The sequence below is a fragment of the Pseudomonas grandcourensis genome, assembly GCF_039909015.1.
Classification (GTDB): Bacteria; Pseudomonadota; Gammaproteobacteria; order Pseudomonadales; family Pseudomonadaceae; genus Aquipseudomonas; species Aquipseudomonas grandcourensis.
This window is the reverse complement of record NZ_CP150919.1, coordinates 670,420-687,356: the sequence shown is the minus strand read 5'-3', so window position 1 is coordinate 687,356 and position 16,937 is coordinate 670,420. Positions and strand designations below refer to the sequence as shown.

The 16,937-nt window shown below is 59.6% G+C and carries 19 protein-coding genes; 11 read left to right on the top strand and 8 right to left on the bottom strand.

What is annotated here, in order from left to right; genetic code table 11:
* Positions 1-51: 51 nt before the first annotated feature.
* The 3 genes from AABM52_RS02945 to AABM52_RS02935 all read right to left on the bottom strand — a co-directional run bounded on the left by AABM52_RS02945 (position 52) and on the right by AABM52_RS02935 (position 2,483).
* Positions 52-1,065, bottom strand: a complete 1,014-nt coding sequence (locus AABM52_RS02945) for a hypothetical protein (RefSeq protein ID WP_347910332.1) — start codon at positions 1,063-1,065, stop codon at positions 52-54.
* 247 nt (positions 1,066-1,312) lie between these two features.
* On the bottom strand, positions 1,313-1,624 hold the full coding sequence (locus tag AABM52_RS02940; protein ID WP_347910331.1) for a PsiF family protein: 312 nt from the start codon (positions 1,622-1,624) through the stop codon (positions 1,313-1,315).
* A 64-nt stretch (positions 1,625-1,688) separates the two neighbouring features.
* A complete protein-coding gene (locus AABM52_RS02935; protein WP_347910330.1) occupies positions 1,689-2,483 on the bottom strand; it encodes a helix-turn-helix transcriptional regulator in 795 nt (264 codons plus the stop codon).
* 97 nt (positions 2,484-2,580) lie between these two features.
* Here AABM52_RS02935 and AABM52_RS02930 point away from each other — a divergent pair, with 97 nt between their 5' ends.
* On the top strand, positions 2,581-3,456 hold the full coding sequence (locus tag AABM52_RS02930; protein WP_347910329.1) for a DMT family transporter: 876 nt from the start codon (positions 2,581-2,583) through the stop codon (positions 3,454-3,456).
* Positions 3,457-3,470: 14 nt separating this feature from the next.
* Here the strand turns inward: AABM52_RS02930 and AABM52_RS02925 are convergent, their stop codons facing one another.
* The 3 genes from AABM52_RS02925 to AABM52_RS02915 all read right to left on the bottom strand — a co-directional run bounded on the left by AABM52_RS02925 (position 3,471) and on the right by AABM52_RS02915 (position 5,413).
* Entirely contained in the window at positions 3,471-4,361 is an 891-nt protein-coding gene (locus AABM52_RS02925; protein ID WP_347910328.1) for a triacylglycerol lipase, read from the bottom strand.
* A 107-nt stretch (positions 4,362-4,468) separates the two neighbouring features.
* Positions 4,469-4,774, bottom strand: a complete 306-nt coding sequence (locus tag AABM52_RS02920; RefSeq protein ID WP_347910327.1) for a multidrug efflux SMR transporter — start codon at positions 4,772-4,774, stop codon at positions 4,469-4,471.
* Entirely contained in the window at positions 4,775-5,413 is a 639-nt protein-coding gene (locus AABM52_RS02915; protein ID WP_347910326.1) for an NAD(P)H-dependent oxidoreductase, read from the bottom strand.
* Between the two features lie 109 nt (positions 5,414-5,522).
* Between AABM52_RS02915 and AABM52_RS02910 the strand changes: the two genes are divergently transcribed.
* The 3 genes from AABM52_RS02910 (at position 5,523) to AABM52_RS02900 (ending at position 8,180) form a co-directional block, all read left to right on the top strand.
* A complete protein-coding gene (locus AABM52_RS02910) occupies positions 5,523-6,437 on the top strand; it encodes a LysR substrate-binding domain-containing protein (protein ID WP_347910325.1) in 915 nt (304 codons plus the stop codon).
* Between the two features lie 204 nt (positions 6,438-6,641).
* Positions 6,642-7,412, top strand: coding sequence for a hypothetical protein (locus AABM52_RS02905; RefSeq protein ID WP_046039887.1), 771 nt, complete (start codon positions 6,642-6,644; stop codon positions 7,410-7,412).
* A gap of 78 nt (positions 7,413-7,490) precedes the next feature.
* Positions 7,491-8,180 carry a hypothetical protein gene (locus AABM52_RS02900; RefSeq protein WP_223466350.1) on the top strand — a complete coding sequence of 230 codons (690 nt, stop codon included), beginning with the start codon at positions 7,491-7,493 and terminating at the stop codon, positions 8,178-8,180.
* 69 nt (positions 8,181-8,249) lie between these two features.
* On the opposite strand, the gene AABM52_RS02895 is transcribed toward AABM52_RS02900, so the two are convergent.
* Positions 8,250-10,319 carry an AsmA family protein gene (locus tag AABM52_RS02895; protein WP_347910324.1) on the bottom strand — a complete coding sequence of 690 codons (2,070 nt, stop codon included), beginning with the start codon at positions 10,317-10,319 and terminating at the stop codon, positions 8,250-8,252.
* 387 nt (positions 10,320-10,706) lie between these two features.
* On the opposite strand from AABM52_RS02895, the gene AABM52_RS02890 reads away from it, so the two are divergent.
* From AABM52_RS02890 to AABM52_RS02860, 7 genes are all read left to right on the top strand, one after another.
* Positions 10,707-11,177, top strand: a complete 471-nt coding sequence (locus tag AABM52_RS02890) for a hypothetical protein (protein WP_347910323.1) — start codon at positions 10,707-10,709, stop codon at positions 11,175-11,177.
* A gap of 172 nt (positions 11,178-11,349) precedes the next feature.
* Positions 11,350-11,982 carry a TetR family transcriptional regulator gene (locus AABM52_RS02885; RefSeq protein ID WP_347910322.1) on the top strand — a complete coding sequence of 211 codons (633 nt, stop codon included), beginning with the start codon at positions 11,350-11,352 and terminating at the stop codon, positions 11,980-11,982.
* A 224-nt stretch (positions 11,983-12,206) separates the two neighbouring features.
* A complete protein-coding gene (gene ureE / locus AABM52_RS02880) occupies positions 12,207-12,707 on the top strand; it encodes an urease accessory protein UreE (protein WP_347910321.1) in 501 nt (166 codons plus the stop codon).
* A complete protein-coding gene (locus AABM52_RS02875; RefSeq protein ID WP_347910320.1) occupies positions 12,704-13,378 on the top strand; it encodes an urease accessory protein UreF in 675 nt (224 codons plus the stop codon). Before ureE ends, AABM52_RS02875 begins: the two co-directional genes overlap by 4 nt.
* Positions 13,379-13,401: 23 nt before the next feature.
* Positions 13,402-14,016, top strand: a complete 615-nt coding sequence (ureG, locus tag AABM52_RS02870; RefSeq protein WP_046039876.1) for an urease accessory protein UreG — start codon at positions 13,402-13,404, stop codon at positions 14,014-14,016.
* 29 nt (positions 14,017-14,045) lie between these two features.
* Positions 14,046-14,618: a HupE/UreJ family protein gene (locus AABM52_RS02865; protein WP_347910319.1), complete on the top strand. Its 573-nt coding sequence runs from the start codon at positions 14,046-14,048 to the stop codon at positions 14,616-14,618.
* A 172-nt stretch (positions 14,619-14,790) separates the two neighbouring features.
* Complete coding sequence (locus tag AABM52_RS02860) at positions 14,791-15,924, top strand: AGE family epimerase/isomerase (protein WP_347910318.1); 1,134 nt, start codon at positions 14,791-14,793, stop codon at positions 15,922-15,924.
* A gap of 23 nt (positions 15,925-15,947) precedes the next feature.
* Here the strand turns inward: AABM52_RS02860 and AABM52_RS02855 are convergent, their stop codons facing one another.
* Positions 15,948-16,853, bottom strand: coding sequence for a cation transporter (locus tag AABM52_RS02855; RefSeq protein WP_347910317.1), 906 nt, complete (start codon positions 16,851-16,853; stop codon positions 15,948-15,950).
* Positions 16,854-16,937: the final 84 nt, after the last annotated feature.

Sequence of the window (16,937 nt, the reverse complement as noted above, 5' to 3'; positions counted from 1 at the left end):
GAGCGAGCTTGCTCGCGATAGGGCCAGATCAGGCAACAAAGATCCAGCAGATCAAACCATCCCCACCTGCTTCAACTCACTCTTCAGGTACGCGTAGTAAATCGGCCCCGCCACCACTCCCGGCAGGCCGAACGCGGCCTCGAACACCAGCATCGCCAGCAGCAACTCCCACGACTTGGCACTGATCTGCCCGCCGACGATGCGCGCGTTGAGGAAGTATTCGAGCTTGTGGATAAAGATCAGGTAACCCAGCGCCGCCACAGCGACCCAGATCGACAACGACAAACCGACGATGGTGATCAGGGTGTTCGACATCAGGTTGCCGATCACCGGCAACAGGCCGAGCAGGAACGTCAGCACGATCAGGGTTTTGGTCAGCGGCAGCTTGATACCGAACATCGGCAGGATCACCGCCAGGAAAATCCCGGTGAAGAAGGTATTGAGCAGGGAGATCTTGATCTGGGCGAACACGATGTTGCGAAACGCCTGGACCAGCAGGTGCAGACGTTCGAACAGCGCCGCGGCCAGCGGTTTGCGCTTGGTCAGATCCGGCACGCGCTGCAAGGCAATGATCGCCCCCAGCACCATCCCGATCAGCAAGGTCACGAACATGTGCGCCGCGTCCTTGCCCACCAGTTGCAACTCGCTGAGGTGCTTGCTGACCCACTCACCAATCGCCACGCGAAACTCAGCGGCACTGGCCGGCAGATAGGCGTCGATGAACGGCGGCAATTGCCCGCGCGCGCGGTCGACCACCCCCATGAACTTGTCGAGGGACGCGCCCGGGTTTTCCGCCTCGTGCAACAGGAAGCTGAAGGCACCGGCAAAGATCAGCGACAACACGCTGACAATCAGAGTCCCCAGCAACGCCACCGCCAGCCAGCGCGCGCGCCGGCCTTCGATCAGCCGTTGCAGTTGCGGGGTAAGCATGTTGACCAGTTCGAACACCAGCAACCCGGCGAGCAGGCTTGGCAGCAACCGTAGCGGCAGGACCAGTAGCAGCCCACCAAAAATGATGACCCAGCTGATGACCAGCAAGACTTGACGCTGAGAAAACGTTGGCATACAGCCTCAAAAACGAACGGCGTAAAAAGGATTGGCAGTCTGCCAGCGATCCGGTGCGAGCACTAGGGATTGTGTGGGGCGACCTTAGTGGGGGCTCTGGATGTTTGCAGTGCCTCGACTGGCCTCATCGCGAGCAGGCTCGCTCCCACAGTGGAACCGGGTACACCTGGCAAATGTGGGAGCGAGCTTGCTCCGGGCGGCGCTCCGACGATGGACCAACACAGCCCCCACAGATCCCTGACCGGGTTTATTTTTTCTTCAGGCACTCGCTCATGAACGCCTTGCGCTCGTCACCCTTGAGGGCTTTGGTGGCGGCGTCGGCGTTACATGTCTTCATCTTCTCTTGCTGTGGGGTCAAGGCCTTACCGGCATCGTTTGCCGCCGGAGTCGCCTTCAGGCAGGTGCTCATGAAGGCTTTGCGCTCGTCGCCCTTTAGGCTTTTAGCCGTAGCGTCGGCATTGCAGGTGGTCATCTTCTCTTGCTGGGCCGTGTTGGCGGCAAAGCCCTGGGAGCACAGCAGCAAACCGATCATCAACAAAGGGACATGCATCATCTTCATGGAGTTTTCTCCTGGTCGCCACACCGAGGGGTGCAGCCTTGTACTGGAGTGTAGACAACCCCTGTTACACCTTCCTGTTCTCCAGATGGCTGCGGCGATACTGCTCCGGCGTACATCCGGCCTGACGCTGGAACATCGCGATAAACGCCGAGCCGGTGCTGTAGCCCATGTCGAAGGCGATTTCCTGAATGCTGCGCGGGCTATCCAGCGCTTCGATCGCCGCCAGAAAACGCAGGCGCTGGCGCCACTCACCGAAACTCATGCCCAGTTCCCGCACGAACTGCCGCGCCAGGGTGCGCTCGCTGACATGGATGCGTGCGGCCCATTCCGACAGGGGCCGGTTATCCCCAGGCTCAGCCTGCAACGCTTCGAGGATTCCAAGCAATCCGGGGCTGCTGGCATAGGGCAGGTAGCACTCGTGCACCGGGGCCTGTTGCAGTTGATCCACCAATACCTGGGCCAGACGCTGGTCGGCGGCCAGCTCGGGGATTTTCACGTCCCGGGCGGCGAAGTCCTTGAGGATCGCCTTGAGGATGTCGCTGATGGCCAGGGTGCAGGCTCGCAGCGGCAGGTCGGCGCAGACCTTGGGTGCCAGGCACACGGCGCGGTAGTTGACCGGTTGGCGGCTGTAGAAACTGTGCTCGATCTGCGGCGGCACCCATACCGCGTATTGCGGTGGCGACATGAAGCGGCTGCCCTCGACGTCCATGTGCAGCACGCCGTGGGCGGCGTATTCCAGCGTCCCCCAGGGATGTCGATGGGGCGCGGCGTATTCGTGGGCGTCGAAATCGGCGTAGCGGAAGTACACCGCCGACGGCAGTTCGCTGAAATCCAGCAGGTCGATGTGTTTACTGATCATGCTGTCCGTCATCAGGGGCCGGTTGTCTGGATCGAAGTATAGGCTTGCATCCAGACAAGCGGATAATTGCCCTTCATTAACGTTCTGGTTTTTCCCGATGCAATACGCTTATCCCCTGCTGGCCATTTTTATCTGGGCCGGCAACACCGTGATCACCAAAATGTCGGCCGGGGCGATCTTCCCCGCCGAGATCGGTTTCTACCGCTGGCTGCTGGCCGGATTGCTGTTCACGCCCTTCATGCTCAAACCGGTGCTCGCCCATTGGCCGCTGATCCGCCCGAAACTGGGCAAGATCTTTGTCCTTGGTGTTCTCGGCATGGCGGTCTATCAAAGCCTGGCGTACTTCGCCGCGAGCCTGACCTCGGCCACCAACATGGGCATCATCCTGTCGCTGATGCCGCTGATGTCGCTCGCCATGGCGATCATCAGCCTCGGGCAGCGCCTGACCATGGGTGCCCTGGCCGGTGCGGTGCTGTCGTTTGCCGGTGTCCTGGTGGTGGTGTCGTCCGGCAGCCTTGGCGCATTGCTCGAACACGGGGTCAATCTGGGCGACGCGATGATGCTGATCGCCACCCTGGCCTACGCGGTCTACAGCACTCTGTTGAAAAAATGGCAGCTGAAACTGCCGCCGCTGGTGCTCCTGTATCTGCAGGTGCTGGTGGCCGTGGTGGTGCTGTTTCCGTTGTTCATCGCCTCACCGAAAGTCGGCCCGACCCTGCAGAACATTCCGCTGGTGCTGTACGCCTGCCTGCTGGCTTCGATGGTCGCGCCGCTGGCGTGGATGCAGGCCGTGGTGCGATTGGGGCCGAGCCGGACCACGCAGTTTTTCAATTTGCTGCCGCTGATCACCGCATTGATTGCGGCGGTGGTACTGCATGAACAACTGGCGCTGTATCACCTGGTGGGCGGGGTGTTGACACTGGGTGGGGTGATTGTTTCCGAGCGCTGGACGACGGTGTTGGGTCGCACCTAGCTTTTTGTGGCGATCTAAAGCCCCGCCGCCTTCAACCGTGCAGCATGCTCGACAAACAACCGAATCGGCTCGGCCCCCTTGCCCACCAGCCCCAGCGACTGGTTGACGATATCAAAGTGATCCAGCGGATATTCGTCGCCGATCACCGTCCCCAGGTGCGAGCTGTAGCGCCCGACCATGCCGTCGCAATGCCCGGCTTCGCGGACGAAGGTTTTAGCGAACAGCCGGCAACTGCGATTGGTGCCGTCCAGCAGGTTGCGCCCGCGATCGGTAATGCCCGGTTGCAAGGTGCCGGACCAGGAGTAATAGCGCACACCGTTGACCTCCTCCGGCCCATGACCGCCCCAGGTCTCGGGCAGCCCCTGCGGATAACGCTGGTTGAACAGCGCCACGCCAGCGCGGGTGAGGGAGTGATGGGACGCATGGATATCCACCGGCAATTTCGGCCCGCGGTAACCGGTATCCAGCCATCCCATCAGCGTGCTGACCATTCGCAGCAAAAAGCACAGCAGACGACCACGGACACTGTCATGGGGATAATGCTCGTGCAGGTAATCGGCGAGCTCCGAACCGTGGTTCGGCCCCGCCACCGAGGTCACCGAAGCGATCAGGTCAGGACGCTTGGCCGCCGCATAACGGGCGGTCAGCGAGCCCTGGCTATGGCCGATCAGGTTGACCTTGGCGGCCCCGGTTTCCCGCAGGATTTCGTCGATTCGCACTAGCAATTGCTCGCCACGCACTTCGTTCGAATTGAGCGGCGAGACCTGCACGGCGAACACCACCGCACCGCCATGGCGCAACGCCTCGACGATCCCGTACCAGTACGGATAAAGCACCAAGCGGATGAACCCGAGCATTCCCGGGACCAACACCAGCGGGTAGCGCGGGGCAGAACCTTGCGACATGGGCGGACATCCTTGTGGTCGGGCGGTGACGCAAGGCTGGATGCAAGACATCCGCCAAGCATCGCCAGCGAAGATGACAACTCAGCGACAAGTCTATGTCATCCGCCCTACTTCAACCCCACCACCCCCGCCACGATCAGCCCGACCGAGACCAGCTTGATCACGGTCAGGCTTTCACCCAGCAGCGCGAAACCGAGAAACACCGTACCCAGCGAACCGATGGCGGTCCAGATCGGGTACGCGATACTCACCGGCAACTCGCGCATGGCCAGGGTCAGGAAGTAGATCCCGCCCACGGCGGCCACCACGGTGATCAGCGAAGGCCAGAGCCGGGTGAAGCCCTCGGCGTACTTCATGCCCATGGCGAAGGTAACTTCGAACCCGGCGGCGACCAGCAGAAACAGCCAGGCCACCTAGAACTCCCCGGCCAGCGCCAACAAGCGCTGCTCAGCCTCGACGGCAGAGATTTCAAAGCTGCGCTCGGCGGACTCTTCGCCCTCGGCAGCCACCACGGTGACGTCCGTGATGCCGATGAACCCGAGCACCGTGCGCAGTAACGTGTCGGCATGGTTCATGGCTTCCAGTTCGCCGCCCGGACCAAAACCGAAGCCGCCACGACTGGTGATGATCAGGGCCTTTTTACCCTGCACCAATGGCTCGTATTGGGCCACGCCATTGTCCAGGCTGTGATCGAAGGTCACCCCGACACGCACGATCTGATCGATCCAGGCCTTGAGGCCGCTGGGTACGCTGAAGTTGTGCATCGGCGTGGATATCAGCAATACATCGTGGCCAAGCAGTTCGCCAACCAGTTCGTCGCTGAACGCCAGATCGGCCTGCATCGACAGCGGCCGGGCGGAAGGCTCGGGGTAAAAAGCGGCGGCCACGAATGCCTCGTTGACCGGCGGAATCAGCGCTCGCCCGACTTCGCGTCGGGTCAACTGTGAGTGTGGATGACGGGCCTGCCAGGCCGACAGAAACACTTCGGCCAAACGCCGGGAGTGCGAACGGTCACCACGGGGGCTGGCGTGAACAGCAAGAATTCTACTCATCTGTCTCTCCTCGGGGCTAAACTCAAACGGCTTGTGGCTTGTAGCTTGAAGCTCACCACCGTCCTCGTTCAAATGAGCAGAAATCAGTCTGGATGAATCCATTTCATCCATGGAGTGTTCAATGTTTGCCTCGTTGCCGTTGACCGCCCTGCGGGCCTTTGAATCCGCCTCACGCCTGTTGAGCTTCAAGGCCGCCGCCGAGGAACTGTCCGTCACTCCGACGGCGGTGTCCCATCAGATCCGCTCCCTCGAGAGCTGGCTCGGCGTGCCGTTGTTCGAGCGCCTGCCACGCCAGGTGCGACTGACCGAGTGCGGTGAACGGCTGTTCCAGAGCCTGCACGGGGCTTTCCTCGAAGTGGCGCAAAGTGTCGATACCCTGCGCCCACAACGCAGCGGCGCCAACCTGACAGTTTCCACCACCGCCGCCTTCGCCGCCCTGTGGCTGGTGCCACGGCTGGGACGCTTCTACGCCCGTCACCCGAACATCAACGTGCGCCTCGATACCCACTGCGAAGTCATCGACCTGCACCAGGACGCCAGTGTCGATCTGGTGCTGCGCTACAGCCTCGACGACTACCCCAACCTGTACGGTCAGTGCCTGTTCGATGAGTCTTTCGGCGTCTACGGTTCGCCCGAACAAGTGGCCTTGGCGTCGAACCGCACCCCAACGCTGATCAGCGTGCGCTGGCATAACTCCAAACTCTATGCCCACGGCTGGGAGGCCTGGTGCGCTCGCTCCGGCGAAACCTGGCTGAGCGGCCGGCCCGCCGTGCGCGAATACGACGAAGAGCATTACGCCCTGCAAGCGGCAATTGCCGGGCAAGGCCTGGTGCTGGCGAGCAATATTCTGGTGTCGGAAAGCGTGGCCAGTGGTCTGTTGTTGCCATACCGGGGGGAAGTCCAGGTCGATGGCGCCGGCTACAGCGCATTGTGCGTACCGGGGCGTGAGCGACATCCACCGGTTCGGGCTTTTTTTGCGTGGTTGCGTGAAGAAGCGTTGTTGTCCGGGCATGCGGTGCGCTGATCAAGGTTCGACAACCGCTCAAGTGCTTTCAAGTTGAACAACAACTTAAGTTCACCACATGCATTAAAACAACACCAAACACCAAACACCAAACACAACTAAAACCTGAAGTTACAATCCACAACTAGACTTTAAAATCCACATACTTATTCTAACAGCCACAGCCAGCCGGCTGTTCACACCAACAAGTAAAGGATTACTTTCATGCTACTTGAACAACGACTCGAATTTATTGATTCCCTGCCAACATTCCCTATCATCACGCAACGCTCGACACCTGTCATTAGTACGTTCTCTGACCAACCCGAACATGACGTCAACAAACCCACCGCCAGTGTAATGCCTGGCACCATCGATGCGTTTCTGCCCGGTGTTTCGCAGGACACCATCGACGACGTCAACTTGTGCAAACTGGTCATGCAGAACGCCGCTACCAAACTCTTCCCCGGAGACGCGCAACTCTTTGAATGGTATCGCTACTATGTTGACGGCCTGAGCAAACTAGGCTGGGTGACTCAAAACAGGAACATCCAGGAAGTCACAATCAAGCGCGTTGGCCTGACGATGGATCAGGTGGCCCTGGAAGTGACAGCAGGATTGATCGGCAGCAATGCTGCTAAAACTCTGGCTGACGTTGCGAAAAAGGCGGTTGAGGCAGTACAGAAAAATCCCGGTGCCATTCAGATTTTTGACCGCAACTCCAAGCTGGGCACTCAGGCAAAATTCGATATCGCACCGATCTGGCTTGATAACGGCGGGCAACCAAACATGGTCCTCAACTGCATCGCCCTGGATGCAAGGGAGAGCACCCGCGGCATTCTGTTCTGGAAATCGACCCGCCAGTCAACCACGATAAAAACGGGCGCAGTGCGCACTTACCTGGACACTAAGACTTTTTCCGGCCTGCGTGGCGACCTGTACAAGAAGTTCAGCGACAGCGGTAAGAAATTCATTGAAGACCTGCCTGACTTCTAACAGCCACTGACATGTTTAAATCGGCCATAGCGCGCCGATTTAAACAACTTTTCGCACCCACTGCGCGCAGGTCAAAATATGAAAGAAACAACAATTGATACCTGGCTGGTCAATGGCAACATAACAATTTTCTGTGGTTCGCACACCGACAGTTTTAAAAAAGACATTCTAGCCTCCAGTCTGCTAGGCGAGTTGGTGGCAGCACAAAAAAGCAGACATCGTGAAGTTTCTTGGCCAACTTATACAGATACCGTTCAAAAAATTGGCTGGACTGTCAATAGCCGGACGACCCAGCAACTCGAATTTGAAAACAGTAGCCTTTTGAATATTATTGAACAAAGCGCCGGGAGTGCTTTACCACAAGATGAACGGCAAGCGCTCACTAATGCATTGGATCAATTGGCCAATCTCCAGAGTGATTCGCCAGCGATCAAGGCAATCGTCGAGAAACTTCAAAGAAACGCTACTCTGAGCAACACCACCACGGACATACTGGTTTCAACGGCTATTCTGCTGACGATTATTCGCAACGATAAAACCGTGGTAACTCTGCAAGTGGCGTTCGAAACAGCCCAAGAGATTGCAATAGATATTCTCGACCAGCCGGTTTTGAACGCCACCAACGAACACAAGACCAACATTTGGCTTATGAGTACCTTGCTGGATGGGCGCCAATACAATCGCGTAAGAGATGACATTCTCAAGAAACTGGGTAGCAGGATGGAAACGGAGTTATTGCAAATCCATGAGCCCACCGACTCGAGTTGAAAAATCAAGCCTCGTAGGCCGTTCAAGCGCCCCGGAGTCGGGACGCTTGAACACTGTTCACCAACAAATTCAGTTTTTGACAGTCTTCGGCGCCTTGCCGGCCTTCATCTGCTCCAGCAACGGTGCACACTGGTTCGTCTCGCCGCCGCTTGGCGCCACCAGCGCCAGCAAACCTGCGGCCGGTGCGGCGATCACGCCCAGCGCGACCATCCCGGCTCCGCGCAGCATCAACGGCACGGCCTTGACCCCGGCATCGGGCTTGATGAACTTGCCGCGCACATACAGCGGCGAACGCAGTGAAATCAGGCGCCAACCTTTGGATTCCGGGGTGATCGTCAGGTCCAGTTGCTCGGTCGCCATGTTCGCCGTGCCATCGATGTAAACAATGGCGTTCTCGGTGTCGAACACAAACAGGCGGGTACTCGCCAGGCCAGACTGGATGCCGAAGTCGGCGGCGGCGCAGTTGATCTTCACTTCCTTGTCGCCAAAGATCTTGCCGACCACGTAGTTGCCGACGTTCAGGCCCGCCAGCTCCATCAATTCGCGACTGATGGCGCCATCGTTGATCAGCATTTTCAGATTGCCATTGGCGCTGCCCAGCAGTTTGGCCACCGAATTGCCGCGCCCGCTGATATCAGCATCGCCGTTGAGTTCGCCGAAACTGGTTTTCATCGGTTCAAAGCCGGGGAACAACTGCTTGAGCTTGAAGCCTCGCGCCGTGAGCCTGGCTTGGCCCTCCAGTGGGTCGGTGCGGCCGTTCAGGCGAATCTGCGCATCCAGCTTGCCGCCGGCCACGCCGAATCGCAGCGGCTCGAGGCTGAGTACGCCATCGGTGAGCACCAGATGGGTATAGAGGTCGTTGAACGGCAGTTTTTCGCTGTGCACGATGCGCTTGCCGGTGAACTCGACATCGGCGTCCATATCGCGCCAGCGATCGGTCTTGAACTCTTCGACCGGCAGCACTTTGTCCGCCGGTTGTTTGCTGTCACCGCCTCGGGCCTTCTGTTCGGCGTTGGAGTCGGCACCAATCAGCGGTGCCAGGTCAGCGAACAGCAATTGATTGGACAACAGCGAACCGCTGAGTTTTGGCCGTGACTGGCTGGCCACGTAGGTCAGATTGCCGTGAATGTCGCTTTCGCCGATCTTGCCGTTGAACTCCTCATAGCGAAACACTGCGCCACCCGCCTCGTGCAACTTGGCGATCAGATGGCCGTCGGTGGCATAGGGCGGCGTGTCCGGCAGGATCACACCGGTCAGCGGGTAGAGGTTGCCCAGGCTGGTGCCGGCCAATTTCAGACGCAGGTCCAGGGCGCCGAGGTTCCGCGGATCGGTCAGGGTGCCGGCCAGTTCAACGCTGGAATCGGCGATCTTCACCTGTGCCTGAAGCGGAAACGGCCGTGCTGCATCCTGCAGTGCCAACAGCCCGCCAATCTTGCCCTGGCCCGCGAGCTTCTGGCCGTGGTACTGGCCGTTGACCTTGAGGGCGAACGCATAGTCCTGGGGTGATGAACCCTTCTCCTGCGCGGCTTTCGCCGCTTTGTCGCCAACGATATCGCTGAATGGAATCGGCTTGCCCAATGGATCGATCAGCACGTCGAGTTGCGTCTTAAGGCTCTGGTCGTCGAGGGTGACGTGGCCCTTGTCGAAGCCGATCGCACCGATATCCACCACCCAGCTCGAAGGCTCGGCGTTCGGGTCCTTCGGGTCGAATTTGAAGGTCCAGTTGGCGCGCCCGTCAGCCAGGCGTTGCAGTTGGGCGTTGGGCTCGGTGAGATCGATACGTGGGATCACCACCCGCTGCGCCAGCAATGCCAGAGGTGAAATACGCAGCTCCACCCGCTTGAGGGTGACCATCTGCGGCTGTTTCGACCAGTCGGGATTGCCCAGGCTCAAATCTTCGGCCACCACATGCGGCCACGGTATCCAGGCGCGCCAGCCGCCTTCATCTGGCTCGGGCTGCCAGACCACCGACAGTTTGCCGTTGATGGCAAAAGCGCGGTGCAGTTCTTCGGAAATTTTCGCGTTGAGCGGCGGTTTGATCCGGTTCCAGTCGAAGAACACGATGATCAGCACCAGCATCATCAACAAGGTAAGGAAAGTGGAAAGGGTCCAGACAAACGTCTTTTGAGTGCGCGTCATTGCACAGGGCTCCTGATACGACTGAGCGCCCCGACTGCGACGCACATGTGAAACGGTGAGCCGCAAACGGCCCGCCATGAAAACTACGACTGATAAAAACCCGGCAGGTTTAATCGATAGACCGATTTCGCCGATTTCGCCCAGTCCAATACTGACCAATCAGTCATTCAGCGTTACCGGCCCCGCACTTCTGTATATCAAAGATGAGTCGAAAATACCCATTTCGGTGCAAGTCTACTCGCCGGAAACGACCGGTTTAGAGCCTCCGCAGCAAACAATCAATTCCATTGATTATTACCATTGCGTTTATGAACTTTCATATCGATTTATCGAGAGTAGCATTGCTCTCGTACCCACTTTTTCGCACCCCCGAGGAGCACAACGATCATGAAACGCCAACTACTGCTTAGCCTTACACTCTCAATGCTGGCCAGCACTGCCTTTGCCCTGCCAGCCGCTGACCAGGCCACCCCGCAAGTGAAACAAGACCACTCGGTGTTCAGCCAGACCGTTGCCGCCGATGGTTCTGAACGTACACCACAAGGCCAGACCCTTGCCGAAGGCGGTAATGATCGCCTGAAAGAAAAAGGCTTGATCACTCAGGATGGCTCGGACCGGACTCCTCAGGGCCAAACCCTGGCTGCCGATGGTTCCGATCGTACCCCACAAGGCCAGACCCTTGCCGCTGATGGTTCCGATCGCACCCCACAAGGTCAAACCCTGGCTGCCGACGGTTCGGATCGTACTCCACAAGGCCAGACCCTTGCCGCCGATGGTTCCGATCGCACCCCACAAGGTCAAACCCTCGCTGAAGGCGGTGGTGACCGTGTAATCGAACGCAACAGCGCCGTGAGCTAAGCCCCATGCCCGCCTTGAAAAAAAGCCCAATCCCCGGATTGGGCTTTTGACTTTTCAGCGGTCCGCTTGATAGATGCCGCGCTTCCCTGCCTGATCCCGGCACAGTCGTTCGACGCCGGCAAAGCCGATTTGCTAGAGTGCGCCGCGTCCCTGTCCAGAAAACGCCCTTGCGATGCTGCCCCGCGCCGAACAGAAACAACAAACCCGTAACGCCCTGATGGACGCTGCCCGGCGCCTGATGGATGGCGGCCGAGGATTCGGCAGCCTGAGCCTGCGCGAAGTCGCGAAAACCGCCGGGATCGTACCGACCGGTTTCTATCGGCATTTTACCGATATGGATGAATTGGGCCTGGTGCTGGTCAGCGAAGTCGGCCAGACATTCCGCGAAACCATTCGCCTGGTACGACACAACGAATTCGTGATGGGTGGCATCATCGATGCTTCGGTACGGATCTTTCTCGACGTGGTCAGCGCCAACCGTTCGCAGTTCCTGTTTCTCGCCCGTGAGCAATACGGCGGTTCGCTGCCGGTGCGCCAGGCCATCGGCCGTTTGCGTGAAGACATCAGCTCGGACCTGGCGGCGGATTTGTCACTGATGCCGAAACTGCAGCATCTGGACATCGCCGACCTCAGCGTCATGGCGGACCTGATCGTCAAGAGCGTGTTCGCCACCCTGCCGGACATCATCGATCCGCCAGCCGAGGCCTTGCCCGAGCACCTGACGCCCCAGGCGAAAATCACCCAGCAGTTGCGGTTTATCTTTATCGGCCTCAAGCATTGGCAAGGGCTCGGTAGCACCGAGTAACTTTCTGTGGATGAAATCCCTGTGGGAGCGAGCTTGCTCGCTCCCACATTGAACCGCGCCGCTTCAACTTGGTGCGCAACTCAAAAACACCGCACCAACTTCAACCAAAAAACCCACTCCATCGACACCAGCCCCACGTCTCCTTCAGCCATTTCCTACGCAGCACCTCGATTGGCAAGCCCCTTGCTCTAGCCTGAGCATTGTCCATTGCTGGAAGCTTTCCGATGCTGGTGATTCATCGCAGAATCGACCCTCAACCCGTCTGGGCCGCTGAACTGCACCTGACGTTCGAAGCCCGCAGCAAAAGCCGTTTGCGCTGTTTCAGTGCCGAGGGCGAAGACGTCGGGTTGTTTTTGGAGCGCGGTCAGCCGCCATTGCATGACGGCGAATGCCTGCAAGCCGAAGACGGGCGAATCGTGCGTGTCTGCGCTCGCCCCGAACACTTGCTGCACGTCACCTGTGCCAATGCCTTCGAACTGACCCGCGCGGCCTATCACCTGGGCAACCGTCATGTCGCCCTGCAAGTCGGCGACGGCTGGTTGCGCCTGCTCGACGATTACGTGCTCAAGGCCATGCTCGAGCAACTCGGTGCCGTTGCCGTGAACATCGAGGCGCCGTTCCAGCCGGAACACGGTGCCTACGGCGGTGGCCATCATCATTCTCGCCACGGCGATGAAGACTTCAACTACGCGCCGAAACTGCACCAGTTCGGCGTACGCACATGAACCCGGCCTGGGCGCTGTTGCGCCTGGCCAGTCCGCAATTGCCGATTGGCGGCTACAGCTATTCCCAAGGGCTGGAAATGGCTGTGGATAACGGCCGGGTTCACGACCCCGACAGTGCGCGACGCTGGATCAGCGATCAGTTGCTTTTGAATCTGGCACGCTTCGAAGCGCCGTTATTGCTCGCCCATTGCGTGGCCGCCTGCGAGGAAAACTGGGACGAATTGCTGCTTCGCTGCGAAGCGCATCGCGCCAGTCGCGAAACCCGCGAGCTGCATCAGGAGAGCCGGCAGATGGGCTACTCGTTGCAGCAATTGCTCAATGGCTTGCCGGAACTCGACGCCCCCGCCCGCGCCTTCCTTGAACAACGCAGCGAGCCACATCTGGCCCTGGGGTGGGCCTTGGCCGCGCGCGCCTGGCAGATCAGCCCGCAGGACGCCCTCGCCGCATGGCTCTGGAGCTGGCTGGAAAACCAATTGGCAGTGCTGATGAAAACCCTGCCCCTGGGTCAACAAGCCGCCCAACGCTTGACCAGCGAACTGTTGCCGCTGCTTCAACAAGCTCAGCAGAACGCCACCCGAATCCATCCCGATCATTACGGCAGCGCCGCTTTCGGCCTGTCCCTGGCGTGTATGGCCCACGAGCGCCAGTACAGCCGCCTGTTCCGTTCCTAGGGCCTGTTATTTTGGAGAACCACATGAACACACAACCCCTGCGTGTCGGCATCGGCGGCCCGGTCGGCTCCGGCAAAACCGCTCTGACCCTGGCCCTGTGCCTGGCCCTGCGCGAGCGCTACAACCTGGCCGTCGTGACCAACGACATCTACACCCGCGAAGACGCCGATTTTCTGGTGCGCAACGAAGCCCTGGCGCCGGAACGCATCATCGGTGTGGAAACCGGTGGCTGCCCGCACACGGCCATCCGCGAAGACGCCTCGATCAACCTCGAAGCCGTGGATCAGCTCAACCGCCGCTTTCCCGGGCTGGACCTGATTCTCGTGGAGTCCGGGGGCGACAACCTTTCCGCGACCTTCAGCCCGGAACTGTCCGACCTGACCATCTACGTGATCGACGTCTCGGCCGGCGACAAGCTGCCGCGCAAAGGCGGGCCGGGGATCTGCAAGTCCGACCTGCTGGTGATCAACAAGATCGACCTCGCGCCGTTGGTCGGTGCCTCACTGGAGATGATGAACAGCGACACCCAGCGCATGCGCAACGGCAAGCCGTTCGTGTTCAGCAATCAGAAAACCGGCCTGGGCCTGGAAGAGATCATCGCCTTCATCGAACGCCAGGGTTTGCTGACCGCGGCCTGATCACAACTTATCAACAAGGAAGCTTATCCATGACACTCAAACGTATTCTCGGCGCCCTGGCCCTGCTGCTGACCCCGGCCCTCGCCTTCGCCCATCCGGGACATGGCGACAATGGCTTGATGGCCGGTATCAGCCATCCGCTGGGCGGTCTCGATCACTTGCTGGCGATGCTGGCGGTCGGCCTTTGGGCAGCGCAACAACAAGGCGCCGCACGCTGGGCGTTGCCGAGCACCTTTGTCGGCACCCTGTTGATTGGCGGGCTGTTGGGTTTTGAAGGACTGAACCTGCCGGCACTGGAGAGCGGGATTGCTGCTTCCGTGTTGGCCTTGGGGCTGGCGGTTGCCTTGGCGGTGCGTCCACCGTTGGTGATGGCAGTAGGTGCGACGGCTTTGTTTGCATTGTTTCATGGTGTCGCGCACGGGCTGGAACTGCCGGACATGTCGAGTCCCTGGACCTACGCCGCAGGCTTTGTCGTGGCGACGGCGGTGTTGCACGCGGCGGGTTATGTGCTGGTGCGGGTGTTGCCGCAGGCCGCAGCGCCATTGGTGCGATTGGCGGGTGCTGCTTCGGCGGCGACCGGGGTGTGGTTGCTGGCTGGCTGATTTTTGTTGCCTGTGATGGCCCCATCGCGAGCAGGCTCGCTCCCACATTGCTCCTGTGCATACAGTTCCAGTGTGGGAGCGAGCCTGCTCGCGATGACGGCCTGACAGACACCACCCCGCTCAGGCCTGCTAACATGTCGCGCAATCGCCCCTGCCGTGACGACGCCAGCCAATGCCGCCTGTTTCCCGCTCCGCCTCCCAGCCTGAATTGACCGCCCTGTTCGCCTCGGTGCATCAGCACTTCCTGAACGTCATCATGCCGCTCTGGCAAGGTCCGGGCTGGAACGCCGACATGGCGTTGCCCTACGAGGCGCTGGATGCCGAACACCGACCGCTGCCACCGCAACGCTACCGGGCCATGGCCTGTGCGCGGCAGTTGTATCTGTTTGCCAGCCTGATCGGTCAGGTGCCGGGCGCCGAAGAGCGTGCCGCCGCGTTGTTCCGCTCGTTGCAGCGGCACTTCCACGATGCCGAGCATGGCGGCTGGTTCTACAGTGTCGATGCACAAGGGGCGCCGCTGGATCAGCGTAAAGACCTCTACACCCACGTCTTCATCCTGTTCGCCTGCGCCCATTACTGGGACAAGGTCCGCGAGCCGCTGGTGGAGTCGGTGCTCAACGCCTCGCTGGAAGTGGTCGCGCAGCGTTTCGCCACGGACGACGGTCTGTACGAAGCCACCCTCGACCGCAACTGGGCATCGCTGGATAGCGGCCCTTTGCAAAATCCGCTGATGCACCTGGCCGAAGCATTCCTCGCCACCCTGTCGGTGCGCGAAGACCTCGACGTGCAACAGGCACTCGTCGAGTTATGCACAGCCATGCACGCGCGCTTTATCGATCCGCAGCACGGCGTATTGATGGAAAAGCCGCTAGGGGCTGTGGATAACTGGTTTGAACCGGGGCACCAGTTCGAGTGGTATTTCCTGCTGGAATCCTCGGCGCTGTTGCGCAATTCGACGCTGCATGCCGATCTGGAGCGGGCCTTCGCCTTTACCGAGCAAGTGGGCGTCGATCAGCAGACTGGCGCCGTGCGGGCGATGCTCGACTTCGCAGCGGAGGGTGGCGTGCGGGACGCCACGCAGCGGATCTGGGCCCAGGCCGAGTACCTGCGCGCATTGACGCTGCGTCCGGACAGCGAAGCGGTTGTACTGCGTCAATTGCAAGCATTGCAGCAGCGTTCGCTGCATGCCGGCGGCTGGTACGAATGCCGTGACGAGCACGGTGAAGTCAGCCGCCGCGACATGCCATCGACCACGCCCTATCACCTGGCGACCTGTTATCGCGGGTTAGTGCAATATCTCGGCTGACTGATTAGTGAGAGGGAAACCAGTCACTCAATCCACTTGCGATCCCCGGTAAAGCTGATGGTCAACCATCGTGCGGCATCCGGCTCGCCAAGTTTTGTGGAAATTTCCTCGCGCAAACTGTCCAGTTGCCCCACACCGTCCAGCCAGTAATCCTTCGGCAATACGATGTGAATCTCGATAAAACAGGCCCTGCCGTGTTTCTGCACGTAGGAAATGTAATCGTCGAAACCATGCTCGACCTTCGCCTCCTCCATCACCTGACGCACCTTGTCGTCCAGTTGATCCGGGACGATCCCCAGCACATCGCGCAATGCCGGTCCGAGGATTTTGAACGCCGGGGGGAGCATGCCCAAGGCCAGCAGGATCAGGATCATCGGGTCGACATACACCGCCCACTTGTCGTACCCCTGGGTCTTGAGCAGCAACGCGATCAGGAAGCTCACCAGCAGGCCCGCCGACAGCATCGCGTCCACCAGCCAACTGATGTTGTCGAACTGGATCAGCGATGACTTGAGCGTGCGATTGCGTTCGCGGACGTAGAAAAAATAAATGAGCTCAACGACAGTGAAGAACGCCGCGTAGAAGATCACCAACCCCAGTTCGACCTCGCGGCCACCACTGATGATGCCGAACACACCGTTGAGAAAGGCATAAATAGCGACCAGGAAAATGAAGCTGCCCTCGATCACCAGCACCATGGGCTCCAGGTGCCAGGAGCCGAACTGGAAGCGCTGGTTGCTTTCCTTGGCGATCAGCCGGGCGGTGATCAGCATCAAGACCTTGATGAAGGCCGCGATCAACGAAAAGAAGCCATCGAACAGGATGGATTGGGCGCCCGAAGCAAAACCGGTGATGATCCCGGCGAATGTCACGGCGAGCATCAGGAAGGTCGATTGTTTGAGCAGCGACTGCTCGCCTCGATTACTCACTTGATCTCCTCTAATACCTCTAGACCGCCGGGTGTGGCGGAGTTATTGGGTGAGGAGTCTAGCTGATGTCTTGCGCTAGCTGAG